The organism is Vibrio sp. Isolate30, from assembly GCF_022397975.1.
In the GTDB taxonomy this organism is placed as follows: domain Bacteria; phylum Pseudomonadota; class Gammaproteobacteria; order Enterobacterales; family Vibrionaceae; genus Vibrio; species Vibrio fortis.
On sequence record NZ_JAKEUS010000001.1, the window covers coordinates 584,802 to 600,395 of the forward strand.

Below are 15,594 nucleotides of genomic sequence, written 5' to 3' on the forward strand. Positions count from 1 at the left end.
AAAGGAGTTACTCAATGAAAAAGACCACACTGTTACTGATATCGATGCTCGCTGTAGGAAGTTTCAGTGCGGTCTTTTACCAAGACCAGTCGCGAGCGCAAGTCGTATCGGCAAAGCAACTCAAGAGTGAGTCTCAAAGTGATACCGAAATCGACCAAAGTTCCGCCAAAGATACGATGGACTATTTCATGGCGGCAATGGTTGATGTTGACCTCAACCAAGTCATAGAAAATGTCTCAGATTTCAATAATATCGAACCTAATAGCGTGATAGATGACCAATTGTTCGAAAAATATTTGGAGTACAAATCGGCGCTAGAGAAAATAGATTTCTCGAATAATTATTCTAATTTAAGCATTGAAGATCTCACCGAGTTACACGAGTTGTTGATGGAGCAGCAAGCTTATTACTTCACAGCGAGTGAACAAGAGTTACTGTTTGCACATGAAAATAGAATGCGTGAACTCGCTATTGAAAAGCTGAAATTGAGACAGGAATATACTGACCCTATTGAATTTGAAAAGCAGTGGCTAGAGACGCTGACTCTTCAACCTGAGTATGTTCAACAAACGCAGAAAAACACCCTAACCTTAACTCAGCTCACGCATACAAATGGTTTGGATAATCAGCAACAATACCTTAATCGAGTCGAGATTGTCGGCGAAACTGCAGCACAACGGTTAACTGCGTTAGACGCTGAGCGTGCGCAATTTGATAACGACTTTAAACAGTTTATCAATCAAAGAGAGACGATACTTGATAATCCCAATTTGAGTGCTGATCAGCAGGCACAGGAAGTTGCTTTGTTGAGAAACGACCTATTTACTGAACAACAAATAAAACGCGTGGAAGCACTAGAGCGAATTCATGATAGTGAAAAAAACTGAAGTGTTCGCTTAACACGCTGAAAATGAATAGTTAGACAGAACAATAAACCAGTAAACCCAGCCCATTGAGCACAATAATTGAGATTCATATCACCAAATTGTGAAAATGATAATTGATCTCATTACCATTTGGGTGCAGTATACGCGAAATTTATTAAATTGGCGTATGGATTTATTGGGTTTATGAAAACGTGTTGCCTGCTTGTTTTAGCAACTTTAGTTTCAGGAAGCGTGACTGCTGCGGATCAGTTCTCTTGGTTGAGAGACGATTCTAGAAGCAGTGAGCGCGTATTGGGTTATCTTGAGAAACAGAATGAGACGACCGGCGCGTATCAGAAGACCTTACAGAGTGAAATCAACTCGCTGCAATCCATGTGGCGAGAGAACCGACCGCAACGTTCAGAGAAGCCTTGGCGAGAAATCAATGGCGTAGAATATGCTTGGAATGACTACACATTGTTGTCGCGCGCACCAAGCAGTGTTGGTGTGACAACTGTCATTTTTGATGCCAAACATCACGCTGATCAACACGAGTATTACCAAATTGGTGGTTGGAAACTAAGCCCTGACAATTCCTTACTCGCTATTGCAGAAGATCTTGATGGTTCTGAACAGTATCAAATCAGTATTGTTGAGCTAGCGACCAATAAAATCACGCACCTTATCACTGGTGTTGAGCCATCTATCGTTTGGTCGAATGATGGGAAATCGCTGTATTTGGTAAAACAGGAGCCAAAGACACAGCGATCACATACCTTGATCAATAAGTCATTGAAAAGCGGAGTTGAGACATCGCTTTTTCAAGAACATGATAATGTTTGGCTGCTTTCAACATACCTAACAAGCGATAGAAATTTCGCCGTTGTCCAGAGCAACAGCGACAACAGCAGTGAACAACGCTTTCTCGATCTTAACACTGGTGAGTTATCACCACCTATTCAACAGCGCCAAGAAGGCATTGAATACTATGCAGATCGTTTTGCCGATCATGTGTATATCAATAGCAATCACCAACGCAAAAATTTCCAGATCTATCGTGTGAGTCGTTCTGATTTAATGAACATAGAGGCTTGGCATTTATTTGGTGATTTTGAAACGGGTGAGGCAATCAACAACTTTCACCTATTCCGTTCAGGTGTCGTGGTTCAAACCAATCTGCAAGGTAAGCAAAAACTGCACGTCTTTGATGAAAGCGACAAGCTGATAAAGATTGAAAACGTTGCTCGTGAAGGTGGCGTCGCTTGGGTAAGCCAAGTGGGAGACTACAACAGCAATAAGCTACATATCCGAAGTATGTCTATGATCCAACCGGGCCTTTGGGAACGCTTTAATACGCTAACGGCAACTCGTGAATCGATTGGGCAAGATGTCTATCCAAATTATCAAGCAGAGTTGTACGTTACTCAAACTTTGAATGTTGAGAATGATGGACATGCTGTCCCAGTGACGCTCGCTTACCGAAAAGATCTCCTGAACAAGCTGAGTCCGGTAGTTCTATATGGGTATGGCTCATATGGAGTCACAATGAAGCCATACTTTATGCCACAAACCATCAGTCTACTCGACCGTGGTGTCATCTACGCTGTTGCTCATGTCAGAGGCGGAGGTTTTAAAGGTGAACAATGGTATCTCGCTGGTAAAGGCCTAAACAAATCGAACAGTATCGCTGATTTCGTTGCTGCAGCTAGAGCACTTCAAAATTTTCAACAAGGCGAACGAGCTATCTTGGCAATGGGGTCAAGTGCTGGCGGCACCTTAGTGGCTGGAGCCTTAAATGAAGCGCCCGAAGTATTTGCTGGCGCCTCCCTTAAGGTCCCATTTGTTGATGTGATCAACAGTATGTCAGATGAGACGTTGCCGCTAACTGCTCAGCAGTATGCCGAGTGGGGTGACCCTCATCAAGAGTCTGAACTTTTAGCAATGAAAGCCTATGACCCATATTTCAATCTTTCCAAAGCCGACTATCCACCTGTTTTAATCAGTGTTGGCCTAAATGATCGACGGGTTCCCTATTGGGAAGGCGCTAAATATCAAGCCAAGTTGAAATCTTTGACGACAGGAAGTGGCCCTTATTTGCTGTCTACCAATTTTAGTCAAGGTCATTCGAGTGACAGGCGGCAGTCTTTATCACAACAAGCGTTTGAATACGCATTCCTATTATCACTTACGCATAAAAATACTAAAGCGGAGCAGTAAATGAAGCTTTCACCCCTATCAGCGGCAGTACTGAGTGTACTTGCTGCCAACGTCGTGTACGCCGAATCCGAGGTTTTTCAGTTTGAAGAGGTCGTGGTTACCGCGAATAAAATCGAACAACCCCTATCTGAAGTGGCTGGTTCCGTTGCTGTTATCGATGGTGAACAGATCGAAAAAAACGGCGCGACCGAGCTTTACGATGCAATCAGAAATGAACCGGGTGTTAGCGTGAGTGGCGGGGCAGGTCGACCTCAAAACATTACTATCCGTGGTATGTCAGGCAACCGCATTGCGATTGTTAAAGATGGCATTAGAACGTCAGACGGCTTTGGTGCAAATGCCCTAAACGACAAGGTAGGGCGTAACTCATTTGATATGTCTGATCTCGAAAGCATTGAAATTGTTAAAGGCGCGAGCTCATCTATCTATGGTTCTGGTGCGATCGGTGGTGTGGTTGTGTTTAAGACCAAGCTACCAGGCGATTACCTAAAAGACAAAGACTTTTATAGCGATGTGTCAGGTACTTATACCGGTATAAGCAATAAATATCGAGGTGCAACGAAACTTGCTTTTCGCTCGGGAAATGTTGAGAGCTTAGTCAGCCTAGCCTATTGGGAAGGTGAAGAAACACGTAATTTCGATCAAGACTTATATAACCGTGAAATCGACGGAGTAAGCGGTGCTTACACACTGAACTACTGGGTGGAAGATGACTTAATGCTGAAAGGTCGAGTCGAGTACTACAAAGATAATCAGAGCCGATTGGAAGGACTCGCTAAGATTCAAAAAGATGGTAGTTGGGTTACTCAGAGCTTCAACCAGCAAACATATACTGAAACGGTAACTGCGTATGTGGGGGCTGAGTATTTGCCTTTGAATTCTTGGTTTGAAGAGCTTGATACTAAGTTGTACTGGCGCGAGATGGTGGCCGATGAAGCCTTAAATGTGCTGATCTCGCAAGATCAGAACAACGTGCCTGTGCAACGCAGATTGATTGATGATCGCCATTTCACAGACCAATTAATTGGTTTAAATGCGGACTTTATCTCTTCATTTCAACAAGGGAATGCAAGCCACAGCTTAGCGTATGGCGCGAGTTTAGAAAGTGCACTCTATGAACGCCCTAGCTCAAGTTCGACAATCGATTGGAATGGCTTGAAAGTCGAAAACAAGAAGCCTTTTTCACCTGCTCGTACTTACAATTTTGCGGCACATGTTCGAGATGTTATGGAGATAGACAAATGGACACTGACGACCGGCGTACGATTTGACTTAGAGCAGATAACCCCTGAATCGGAAAATCAGATTCAAGGTTATGAAGTGAAAGATAGAACTAGCAGCGCCGTATCACCAAGTCTATCTGTGGCTTATCAATTGACGGATTCATTGAACACGTACTTGTCATACAACCGTGGTTTCAGAGCGCCTAGCTATGACAAGATTTACGGTTTTCAAAATCATGACTTTGTGCCAATTACGCCCTTCGTAATCATACCTAACGAAGATCTTGAAGCTGAGACGAGTGATTCATTCGAGCTAGGCAGTAAGTTTGACGATGGAAGTACTCTTTTATACACGTCTGTTTTTTATCAGAAGTTTAAGAACTTCATTGATGTCAAACAGATCTCGTTCGCTCCTGATCCAAGCAACAATGGAAACTACTACAAGCAATATCAGAATGTGAGCGGTGTTGAAACATACGGCTTTGAAGCATCGGTAGGACAGCGTTTAAGTGAGTTTTGGAGTGTGACTGCGCAGGTTGGTTTTGTTGATGGTGAAGACAATAACGGTGAAAAAGTGCGTACGTTAACCCCTTGGGAGGGCAGTGCTCAGCTACGTTACGACAACCAAGCGTTATCCGCTTATACCATGTTGAATTGGGCACAAGCGATGGATAAGGTGCCGGAGTGCGAAACAGATATTGGCCTTGCAACGGATTGTGCGACAACAGCAGGTTGGGCGACCGTAGATATGGGGGTGAGTTATTCGTGGAGCTTTGGCTTAGACCTTTCTGCCAATGTCATCAACCTATTTGATAAGGAATACATCCGTTACCAAGATGTCGCAGGCATCATGGACGAAAACAAGCACTACTCTACAGAGCCAGGGCGTTACTTCACTGTAAATGCTCGATACGAGTTTTAAGGCGGATTTATGAAAAAGAGATCGCTTTACCTCGCAATGTTACTGGCATCTACTCCGAGCTTAGCTGCGGAGTGGGACTACCCTGTAGGTAACGTTTCAGTTTCTAATTCTCAAGAAGCACTGGCGTACTTGGAGCAAGCATACCCAGAGGCTGGCTCGTTAAAATTTAGGTACCAAAAACAGTCTAAGCTTGGCCATCACTACAATTTTGATGTCCTGGTTGCGGGGGAGTACAAACAGCAGCGTACGATAGTACTTTCCACTAACAGTGACGATCAGGTTTCTAGAATATTCAGAAGCTTGGAAGATACAGTGCTACTTAGTGGTCAACCGACGACAGCCGCTGAGCTTGAAGCTCCACGACAGTTAGAAGCAGAGCGTGCGCCAGAACTGAGCAGCGGCCAACTTGTGCCAGCTAAGGTAAAGGTATTTAGCCCAGATTTAAGAACGATGGATCGCAGCGCACCTCCCGAAACACTGCTTACTGATATCACTCAGTATCAGAATGCGCCGCAGTACGTTGAAGCTAACGTTGATGTTCTCGACCACGCTGATGGCATCTATTTAAGTAACTCTCGTGTATCTCAGGTCGATGCAATCGCTTTAGTGGCTTATGATCCTGACTCGGGTGAGGTTGTGTCCCGTGACACATCGGGCTTTCTTACACCTGAAGGTATTACAAGATTCGATAAAATCGAAGATCTTCAGCAAGTAGGGTGGCAAGACAATCGTTTCCCACAGTTGATGGCATTTACTCACCTTGACCAATCACTTCGCTACATCGAAGGGCTTGGCTTTTCTCTATTTGAACAACCACTAGAGTTCGATGGGCGTGGGTTATCCGCTGATAACTCTACTTATTACTACGGTCCAAAAGCCACTCTGTTTGGGATTGCGGGCGGTTCACCTGATGCCCTTGATGCAGATGTGATTTTGCATGAGCTTGGCCATGGAATCCATTATCAGATTGTTCGCGACTGGGCTTATGGCCATACCGGAGCAATTGGTGAAGGATTTGGTGACTACTGGGCGGGGTCGTTTAGCTTCAGAGCGCAGTATGAAGATGCCCAAAATCAAGGACAAGAGTTTGAAATTGATACTGTCTTCAACTGGGATGGTTACTTTGGTGTAAGAAAGACGACGCGTAGCCTTTGGAATCAAAAAGCGCGCTACTTTAGACAAGCTGAGTATCGTGCGCACGAAAGTGTCGCAGGTGAATTGGGCGATGAACTGTGGTCGACACCCTTGTTTCAGGCTCTAAAAGTCGGTGTAGAGCGTTACGGGCACGCTGCGTTTCAAGAGTTCGATTCTATCGTTCTTGAATCAATGTACGGTGTTGGTCGTGGCGTCAAGATGCATGACCTAGCAGAGAGCATGTTGTTTGTTGCTGAAGCGCTTTATCCAGCGCGAGACTATGCGCAAATGTTGAAAGAAAAATTTGATGTGCATAACTTGATCATTGAGCCATTCTCGGTCGAGACGAAGGGCCGATACGCTCACCCAGAGCAATCCTTAGATATCGAGCTACATCCAACATTGCGTCAGCCTCAATGGAGTGGACATATTGATATCGACGGTCTGAGTCAGCCTTTTGATAGTGCCACAACTGCAAGTCTCGCCATTCAAGCAACGTTGCCTACAGGTAAAGTGTGCGGAACTGCTATTCCTTTAAATACAACCATCGACTACCAGTACTCAGCTTCGCTGAAACAGCAGAATTGGCAGCATGATATGACGATCGTTTATGGCTTGCCTTCTTTCTCCACGCCAATCAAAGAGGTGAATGGTTACTTACCGGATAGCCGTCAGAGTTCGAACAATCAGCCTATTGTTGGTTTCAAAACTTTTAACTTCACGGTAGAAGGCTCTGGGCGAACCGTTGGTGAGAATTTTGGCCTGTATCTGGATATTGACCACTCAAGGTTGAGTGACTTGGTAATTAGTCTCGTCTCTCCACGAGGAACAAAGGTCGATTTAATCAATCACCAATCAACAACGTTCGACGGTTTTGATGGGTATTTCACGTTTAAACACGACTCGGTCTTAGGTGAGTTTAAAAATGAACCCATGAATGGTACGTGGCGACTTGAAGTGGGTGATTACGTTGAAAGTGAAACAGGGCAACTTAATCGCTGGGTAATCGGCAATATCTCTCATTACGAATGTGGTGACGCTGCAGCTAAGGAACAAGGTTCATCCAGCAGTTCTGGTGGCTCGATATCACCATTCATTCTCTTATTTGCAGCTCTGCTCTCGTTCGGCAGGGCTGCGAACATGCGTACTTTGTCTCTTCTGACAATGCTCTTTAAAAACAAAACAAGAAGATAACTCTATGAAACCACAATTGACTATTTTGGCCATCTCTTTGGCTCTTGCGGGCTGTGGTGGCTCAAGTGGCGATACCTCTGCGCCAACCTATACAACAGCAGGAAAGATCACGGCACAGAATGTGAACCTTGAAAGTAAGGTTTGTTCTGACTTAAACCAAAGCTTTACTTGTGATGCTGGTGAGCCGACTGTTACGGCTGATAGTAACGGCGAATTTAGTTTGACGAGTACGCAGAAATCCATTCTTTCTTTACCCCTTTTGGTTGAAGTCGATACCGGTGTCGCAGCAACAAGGTCGGATGGTAGCTCATCATCAGTGGCCTATATCGCCGCACCTGGTATTCAAAAAACGTCAGGCAATGAAATTAATGGTATCAGCTCCTTGATTGCGGGCTATATGGGCGATGGTTTCACGTTGGATCAAGCTAATGTGAAATTGAAAGCTCAACTAGCGAAAAAAGGGATAACCATTAATTGTGCACTTGAAGACCAACTGTCGGCGACGGAGCTTGCTAGTTTGGAACAAAATGTTGTCTCAACTTTAAAGCTGTTCGATAGCAGTAATCGCGCGTACATGTTAGCTCAGTTTAGCGCTAGCTTTGATGATGCTTCCGCTGATTATGTGGCGGGTGTATTAGATGCAAATACAGTGTCTACTTTTGTACAAAATCTTGAAGATGAAGTGAAAGCAGGTACAACACTGAATGATACGGGCGCAACCCTTTATTTTTCAGATACTGATAACATACAAGATGTTCAAGATAGACCTGACTCCTTTCCTGGACAAGATGCTGAGTACGGCTTTGATAAGACCGAAGTAAATACGAATACAGGTAACGGCTTTAAATTCGTAAAGCTTGATTCAAAAGGTGTGGCACTTGTAGATGATGCGACTGAATGGTCATGTGTACTCGATGAGCGCAGCGGCTTGATTTGGGAATCTAAGACAGAAGATGCCAGATCCCTACAATTTAAAGACCGACAGCTGGCACTGGAAATTCCAGGGGTAGTGACGCCTTACGAATTGGATATCGCTGAAGCAACCTGTCAAACCCGGGGTGACAGCATATGTACCACGCAGGATTATGTTGAGCACATCAACTCAATCAGCCTCTGTGGTAAAACAGATTGGCGTTTACCGACGTTTCACGAGTTCTATAACTTACTGGACTTTGGCGAGACAGAGAAAAATGAAAAGGGCGCGGTGTATGGCCTGACTTACAAGTATTTCCCACATCAAACATCTGGTGGTAACTACACATCCATAGGTGCGGTATGGAATCAATCCATCGTTTACAACCAATACAGCCCTAGTGCTGTTGAAGGTGGTTTTTACTACAACGAGATCGGAACATTAGGAGGGGAGCGTGGCTACATCAGTGCGTTAGAGATCTACTCTGGAGATGTTGATTCTTCTGAAAATTCTGATTCTTACTTATTCCCTGCTCGTCTCGTTTCAGTTCAAGGTAAATAGCGATGAAAAAACTAATCACAACTGCCCTAATTGGTCTATTTTCGGCGGGTGCGTTCGCACAGGAGTGTAGCCTCGATATCACTAAGACGGCTGCTAACAGTCGTTATGTCACCAACAGTAACGGCACTTTTACTGATCAGCTTACAGGCTTGACGTGGATGCGTTGCCAAGTAGGTAAAACTTGGAATAGTTCTTCTAGCTCTTGTACTGGCACTGCAGAAAGGTATTTCTGGCAAAGTGCATTAACAATGGTTGAGTCAGTCAATGACGTAAACGGAAACCATGCACTGCATAAGTTTGCGGGTCAAGATAAATGGCGCATGCCAAACATTAAAGAGTTAGTGTCGCTTAAAGAGGTAGCGTGTCACTCGCCAGCAGTTAGCACTAAGGTTTTTGGAGACTCTATGAGTTATGAAGTCGGTGACTTGGCAGCATATATCTGGAGCGCGACTTCTGCTGGAAATGGGGAGAGCATCATGGCGTTTGAAACCTTCAATGGAGAAGTCTTACCATACAATGCAGCTCAGTTTGAATATAGTGTTCTTCTAGTTGCAGAGTAGCTGAAAGCTAGACGCCTTCGCCAATAGAAACGAAGAGGCCGTGGTAGATACCACGGCCTCTTTTTAGATTTTGTTAGCGATCTATAACGTATTGATTAGGAAGTTCACTGACTTCTCAAATCTATAAAGTATCTAAACCTTAAAGTAATTCAGCGCCTGCTTCTGTCTCTCTGATAGCCCAGACAGCTCATGAGCAGCAGCGGCTGATTGAGTAATACCGGTTACATTTTGGCTTACCAATTCGTAAATGGTGCTCAAGTTGGTGTTGATATCCGCCGTTACTTGTTTTTGCTCTTCAGATGCAGTCGCAACTTGTGTATTGATGCTGTTTAGATCAGCAATCGCGTTGCTGATGTCGCTTAGAGAGCCGCTTACCTTAGTGGCAAGCGCGTGGTTATCTTCAAGCATAGCTAGGCTGGAGTGCATGCTCTCATTCGCTTGACCCGATTGAGTCTGTAGCTCTTCAATAATCACTTGGATCTCTTTGGTCGACTCTTGAGTACGAGCGGCAAGCATACGAACCTCATCTGCAACTACTGCAAAGCCACGCCCACTTTCACCGGCACGTGCTGCTTCGATGGCTGCGTTGAGTGCCAATAGATTAGTTTGCTCAGAGATGCTTTCGATTACTTCGATCACTTTACCAATCTGCTCTGATTGATCCTTCAAAGAAGTAACAACGTCGGCCGCTTTGTTTAATTGGTCTGCCATCTTTTCGCTTGCTCGCGTGCTCTCTTCAAACATGCTCAAGCTTTGGCTTGTTAGCTGGCTAGCTTGGCTTGAAGCACTGTCTGCGTCTTGCGCGTTGCTCGATACCTCTGCCGCTGTTGATTCTAATTGGTTAACCGCAGAAGCGACTTGTTCGACTTCTTGCTTCTCTTGATCTGAGTTAACGCTCGATTGTGTCATTACGGCAGCAAGCTCTGTCGATGCTGAAGCGACCTCGATACTAATTCGAGACAACGAGCCTACTGTTTCACGAAGTTGATCTACAGTTTGGTTAACATCTTGAGCTAGGTGAGTGATTTCATTATTGCCCTCAGCTTTTGCTTTCACCAATAGGTTGCCTTTAGCCACTTCGCGCATGGTTTCTTGCAGCTCGCGAATTGGTTTCACAATCACACCAGCTAGAGTCCAGCTAATGATAAGTGCAATTGAGAGAATGACAATAAGGCCGATTTTCGCTGAAGTTAGGGTGGTGTCGTGTTTTGCACCATTGTTCTCGACTTCTTGCAAAGCGATGTGGTTCAGCTTTTTAGATAGGGCATTAATGGCTTTTACCATTTCATTGCCAGCGTGGCGATATTGATCAGTCGCTACCTGATACTGAGTATCAAAGTCGGCCGGTGGGAAGCCATTACTGTGTTTAAGTTGCAGAAGCGGCAGCATTGTTGTTCGTGAAAAGTCGACATAGTGGCCCATGGCCTTACGCATTGCCGCAACTTCATCTTGTAGGCCTGGCACGGTATTAAGAGAGTTAAGCAATTGCGTATTATCGTCACGTTTTTGATTCAATGTATCGATAAGAGTACGTACATCGTCAGGGTTAAACAGGCTGTAAATCGCTTTGATACGCATACCGTAACTATTGTCGACGATGTCACTAAGTTCTTCTTTATGAACAATCAGATTGTCTGTGGCTTTTGATACATCTTGGAAAGCTTCCTCAAGCTTTTCTCCACCAATAATGACACCGGCAAGTAGTAGAACGACGGAGAAAAGTACGGGTAGTAGCACTTGCATTTTAATGGATAAGCCACTGAGTAACTGGCGCATGAATAGGTCCTCTTGGTAATGCGTAATTGAGAATTGTTCTTATTTGTTATTGTTGAGATTGAATTCTAACTAATGAGACTGATACTTCAATCAATAAAAGATTACATTTTGTTATGTGCGAGCCATGTTGAATTACATTTGGTAATTAATGTGCTGATTATTCACTCACTTATGGTGTGGTTTTTTGTGAGCTGTGCGACATGTTACAGAAGAGCTTTCAAGAATTGTAGGTTTAATTGATCGAGTTGTTAATAAAGTAATGTTTTTAGAACAATGAGTTAGAAGAGAGGCGTGGAAGGTTAAGGGTAAGAAAAATCAGAAAATTGCAGTTGTCATATAGGCTTCAATTTACTGAAACACAACTGTCATATTCGAAACTTAAAGTGAGCACCGTTCAAGTAAAACACAACGGCAATAACGCCACTTAAGGAAATTGTGATGAAAAAGACAGTTATCGGTGCAATGGCACTACTAGGCGCACTAACAGTGAATACAGCTTCAGCTAAAGAAACTATCTCTGTAGTTGGCTCTAACAGTGCTTCTCCACTGGTTGAAGTTTTTGCAGAAACATACATGAATAAAGGTGAAGAAGTCTTCATCGAAATTCAAGCTCCTGGTTCATCTGCAGGCATCAAAGCAGCAAAAAATGGAAGTGCTGACCTGGGTATCTCTTCTCGTGACCTAAAAGCTGAAGAAAAAACAGCAGACCTAAAAGAGCTAGTTATTGCTCGTGACGGTATCGCGGTTGTAGTTAACCCAAGCAACGAAGTATCTGCACTAACTGCAGACCAAATTACAGCAATCTACAAAGGCGAAATCTCTAACTGGAAAGACGTTGGCGGCGCTGACAAGCCTATCGTAGCAATCACTCGTGATACAGCTTCTGGTACACGTGGTGCATTTGAAGACATCCTAAAACTTAAGAAGAAGATTGGTGACAAGAAAGTATCAGCAATCTCTCAACGCGCTCAAGTTGCTAACGGTAACGGTGCTCTTAAAGTATCTGTAGCAAGCAACCCATACGCAATCGGCTACATCTCTCTAGGTACAGTAGACAACTCTGTTCAAGCTCTAACTATCGACGGCGCAGCAGCAACTGTTGATAACGTTAAGAACGGTTCATACAAAGTAGCTCGTCCTTTCCTAGTTCTTTACAAAGATGGTGCTCCATCTGCTGAAACTCAGAAGTTCCTAGACTGGATGGTAGCTGACGAAGCTCAAGCTATCTCAGCTAAGAAAGGTTACATCACTGTAAACTAATCTGAATTTAATCAAGACTTTAATTATTGCTCAGCCTGCCTTTAGGCTGAGCCTTTTCTTTCAGCTTTGTTGTCCACAGAGCATGAGATTTTAAATATGACCATCGCACATAGTGAAAAGCTTATGAATACTGAAGCTACACAAGTTAATAAGCCGAGCCTACGTACTAAAAAGCGTATCGACTGGAAAGAACGTATCTTCCACGGTTTATTCTTAACGAGTGCTGTAATCGGCATCGTTTCACTGGCAGTAATCGCTTATTTTATCGTTGCAGAGAGTATTCCTGCATTCCAAGAGGCTGGCGTTTCTGGCATCGTTCTCGGTGTAGATTGGCTACCACCAGCGCTATTCGGTGTTGCAACAATGATTGTTGCTTCTATCGTTTCAACATTAGGCGCGGTAGTGGTTGGTGTACCAGTCGGTGTTTTGACCGCTATCTTTATCGCTGAAATCGCACCAAAACGCTTGGCTGATATTATCCGTCCTGCGGTTGAGCTTTTAGCAGGTATTCCTTCAGTGGTATACGGCTTCTTTGGCCTTGTCATTATCGTTCCAATGATTCAGAACATCTTCTCAGTACCAGCGGGTAACACTATCCTAGCGGGTATCATTGTTCTGGGTATCATGATTCTACCAACCGTTATCACAGTATCGGAGACGTCAATTCGCGCGGTACCTCGTACCTACAAAGAAGGCTCTCTTGCGCTTGGTGCTTCTAAGATCTTTACCATCTTCAAACTTCTCGTTCCTGCCGCTCGCTCGGGCATCATGACAGGTGTGATTCTGGGTATCGGTCGTGCACTTGGTGAAACCATGGCGATCATCATGGTTATGGGTAACGCCCCAGCGATGCCAGAAGGCATTTTAGACTCTGCTCGTACACTAACAGCAAACATCGCGATTGAAATGTCATACGCAAGTGGTGTTCATGCTAACGCTCTGTACGCAACGGGTGTGGTACTTCTAGTGTTCATCATGATGCTAAATGGTGCTCTACTTTATCTAAACCGCGAAAAAGCTAAGTAAGCGGAAGGTGGAAAAAATGGATCGTGTAAAATTAAAACAGTCTCGCCAGAATAAAGACAACATCTTAAATGCCTTTATTTGGGGAGCGGCGGCTGTCACAGTCGGTTTCCTATTTTGGATCATTTGGTACATCCTTTCTAACGGCCTACAGCACGTAGATTGGAACTTCATCACAGATAACTACACACGTACAGGTACTGAACACGGTATCTTCCCAATGATCGTTGCAACCATCTATATGGTTATCGCATCGATTGCGGTGGCAGCGCCACTGGGCATCATGACGGCAATCTACCTAACGGAATATGCGAAAGTGGGTAGCCGTTTAGTGAAAGTTATTCGATTCTGTACAGAGTCACTAGCGGGTATTCCATCGATCATCTTTGGTCTGTTTGGTATGACTTTCTTCGTATCGATTCTTGGTCTTGGCTTCTCCATTCTATCGGGTGCTCTGACACTAAGTATCCTGATTCTTCCTGTAATCATCCGTACTACAGAAGAAGCATTGATGGCGGTACCACAAACATACCGCGAAGGCTCATACGGCCTTGGCGCTTCGAAAATCTACACTATCTGGCGCTTAATCTTGCCTAGCGCGATGCCAGGTATCTTAACTTCGGTCATTCTTAGTATTGGTCGTGTAATCGGTGAATCTGCGCCTGTTTTCTTAACAGCAGGTATGGTGGCACGTATTCCAGAATCTCTAATGGATTCAGGTCGTACCCTAACGGTTCACTTATATAAGCTAACTACCGAGCTGTTCACCATTGATGAGTGGAATCAAGCTTACGGTACAGCGACAGTCCTGATTGTGCTTGTTCTTCTGATCAACATGGTCACAAAACTAATTGCAAGACGCTTTAACACAGCAACGTACTAACGATTCCGGGTATTGAACAAAGAGACGCCCTAGTACAGGGCTCCACGGTGAACCCATTGATAAAGCATCAAGTTAGACACGAATTTAAGAATTTAGAGATTAAGAACATGAACAAATTTGATATTGAAAACCTAGATCTGTTTTACGGCGAAAACCAAGCACTAAAATCTATCAACCTACCAATCCCAACGCGCCAAGTGACGGCTCTGATTGGTCCATCGGGTTGTGGTAAATCAACACTGCTACGCTGCCTGAATCGCATGAACGACCTTATCGAAGGCGTGACGATTAAGGGTAAGTTGGATATGGATGGTACGAACATCTATGGTGACATCGACGTTGCAGACCTACGTATCCGTGTTGGTATGGTTTTCCAAAAGCCGAACCCATTCCCAATGAGCATCTACGAGAACGTGGCATACGGCCTACGCGCTCAAGGTATTAAAGATAAAAAGCACATTGATGAAGTGGTCGAGCGTTCACTGCGTGGTGCAGCACTTTGGGATGAAGTGAAAGATCGTTTGAAGTCTCACGCATTTGGTCTGTCTGGTGGTCAGCAACAACGTCTATGTATTGCTCGTACTATCGCAATGGAACCTGATGTGATTCTTATGGACGAACCAACGTCAGCACTTGATCCAATTGCCACACACAAGATCGAAGAGTTGATGGAAGATCTGAAGAAGAACTACACCATTGTTATCGTAACGCACTCGATGCAACAAGCTCGTCGTATCTCTGACCGCACCGCATTCTTCCTTATGGGTGAACTGGTTGAACACGATGACACTCAAGTTATTTTCAGTGACCCGAAAGACGATCGTACTAAGGGTTATGTAAATGGTGACTTCGGTTAACTGTAACCATTGCCATCACCGCGCTTAATTTACTGGCATATCACTACAATAATAAGCGATGGACTTTTGCCCCACATTTGTGGGGCTTTTTTGTGTTACGAAGAAAGTGAATTTGTCGATGAATTTTTGGGCACAAAATCCCATTTTTGTAGCGCTTCTCAAGCTTGTGATAAAGGAAAATAGGAAATTGCGAGCCGCTTAACAT

General features: G+C 44.3%; 11 protein-coding genes. 10 read left to right on the forward strand and 1 reads right to left on the reverse strand.

The genetic code is table 11. From position 1 onward, the window contains the following. The first annotated feature begins 14 nt into the window (after positions 1-14). From L1D60_RS02620 to L1D60_RS02645, 6 genes are all read left to right on the forward strand, one after another. Positions 15-887 carry a lipase secretion chaperone gene (locus L1D60_RS02620; RefSeq protein WP_239839607.1) on the forward strand — a complete coding sequence of 291 codons (873 nt, stop codon included), beginning with the start codon at positions 15-17 and terminating at the stop codon, positions 885-887. A 183-nt stretch (positions 888-1,070) separates the two neighbouring features. After that, positions 1,071-3,083 (forward strand): prolyl oligopeptidase family serine peptidase, encoded by a 2,013-nt coding sequence (locus L1D60_RS02625; protein ID WP_239839608.1) that lies wholly within the window; start codon positions 1,071-1,073, stop codon positions 3,081-3,083. Next, entirely contained in the window at positions 3,084-5,228 is a 2,145-nt protein-coding gene (locus L1D60_RS02630; RefSeq protein ID WP_239839609.1) for a TonB-dependent hemoglobin/transferrin/lactoferrin family receptor, read from the forward strand. A 9-nt stretch (positions 5,229-5,237) separates the two neighbouring features. Continuing rightward, complete coding sequence (locus tag L1D60_RS02635) at positions 5,238-7,556, forward strand: proprotein convertase P-domain-containing protein (RefSeq protein ID WP_239839610.1); 2,319 nt, start codon at positions 5,238-5,240, stop codon at positions 7,554-7,556. Between the two features lie 4 nt (positions 7,557-7,560). Then, complete coding sequence (locus tag L1D60_RS02640) at positions 7,561-9,030, forward strand: DUF1566 domain-containing protein (RefSeq protein ID WP_239839611.1); 1,470 nt, start codon at positions 7,561-7,563, stop codon at positions 9,028-9,030. 2 nt (positions 9,031-9,032) lie between these two features. Continuing rightward, complete coding sequence (locus tag L1D60_RS02645; protein WP_239839612.1) at positions 9,033-9,590, forward strand: DUF1566 domain-containing protein; 558 nt, start codon at positions 9,033-9,035, stop codon at positions 9,588-9,590. A gap of 132 nt (positions 9,591-9,722) precedes the next feature. On the opposite strand, the gene L1D60_RS02650 is transcribed toward L1D60_RS02645, so the two are convergent. Then, the gene (locus tag L1D60_RS02650) at positions 9,723-11,366 is read right to left on the reverse strand and encodes a methyl-accepting chemotaxis protein (protein ID WP_239839613.1); all 1,644 of its coding nucleotides are present in this window, start codon (positions 11,364-11,366) and stop codon (positions 9,723-9,725) included. A gap of 438 nt (positions 11,367-11,804) precedes the next feature. On the opposite strand from L1D60_RS02650, the gene L1D60_RS02655 reads away from it, so the two are divergent. The 4 genes from L1D60_RS02655 (at position 11,805) to pstB (ending at position 15,389) form a co-directional block, all read left to right on the forward strand. Further along, a complete protein-coding gene (locus L1D60_RS02655; RefSeq protein WP_239839614.1) occupies positions 11,805-12,626 on the forward strand; it encodes a phosphate ABC transporter substrate-binding protein in 822 nt (273 codons plus the stop codon). 96 nt (positions 12,627-12,722) lie between these two features. Then, the gene (pstC, locus tag L1D60_RS02660) at positions 12,723-13,652 is read left to right on the forward strand and encodes a phosphate ABC transporter permease subunit PstC (protein WP_239839615.1); all 930 of its coding nucleotides are present in this window, start codon (positions 12,723-12,725) and stop codon (positions 13,650-13,652) included. A gap of 16 nt (positions 13,653-13,668) precedes the next feature. Next, on the forward strand, positions 13,669-14,532 hold the full coding sequence (gene pstA, locus L1D60_RS02665; RefSeq protein WP_239839616.1) for a phosphate ABC transporter permease PstA: 864 nt from the start codon (positions 13,669-13,671) through the stop codon (positions 14,530-14,532). A gap of 107 nt (positions 14,533-14,639) precedes the next feature. Beyond that, a complete protein-coding gene (gene pstB / locus L1D60_RS02670) occupies positions 14,640-15,389 on the forward strand; it encodes a phosphate ABC transporter ATP-binding protein PstB (RefSeq protein ID WP_032550501.1) in 750 nt (249 codons plus the stop codon). Positions 15,390-15,594: the final 205 nt, after the last annotated feature.

Coding starts and splice junctions, on each gene's coding strand:
- L1D60_RS02620 (WP_239839607.1), top strand. CDS start 15: ATGAAAAAGACCACACTGTTACTGATATCGATGCTCGCTGTAGGAAGT.
- L1D60_RS02625 (WP_239839608.1), top strand. CDS start 1,071: ATGAAAACGTGTTGCCTGCTTGTTTTAGCAACTTTAGTTTCAGGAAGC.
- L1D60_RS02630 (WP_239839609.1), top strand. CDS start 3,084: ATGAAGCTTTCACCCCTATCAGCGGCAGTACTGAGTGTACTTGCTGCC.
- L1D60_RS02635 (WP_239839610.1), top strand. CDS start 5,238: ATGAAAAAGAGATCGCTTTACCTCGCAATGTTACTGGCATCTACTCCG.
- L1D60_RS02640 (WP_239839611.1), top strand. CDS start 7,561: ATGAAACCACAATTGACTATTTTGGCCATCTCTTTGGCTCTTGCGGGC.
- L1D60_RS02645 (WP_239839612.1), top strand. CDS start 9,033: ATGAAAAAACTAATCACAACTGCCCTAATTGGTCTATTTTCGGCGGGT.
- L1D60_RS02650 (WP_239839613.1), bottom strand. CDS start 11,366: ATGCGCCAGTTACTCAGTGGCTTATCCATTAAAATGCAAGTGCTACTA.
- L1D60_RS02655 (WP_239839614.1), top strand. CDS start 11,805: ATGAAAAAGACAGTTATCGGTGCAATGGCACTACTAGGCGCACTAACA.
- pstC (WP_239839615.1), top strand. CDS start 12,723: ATGACCATCGCACATAGTGAAAAGCTTATGAATACTGAAGCTACACAA.
- pstA (WP_239839616.1), top strand. CDS start 13,669: ATGGATCGTGTAAAATTAAAACAGTCTCGCCAGAATAAAGACAACATC.
- pstB (WP_032550501.1), top strand. CDS start 14,640: ATGAACAAATTTGATATTGAAAACCTAGATCTGTTTTACGGCGAAAAC.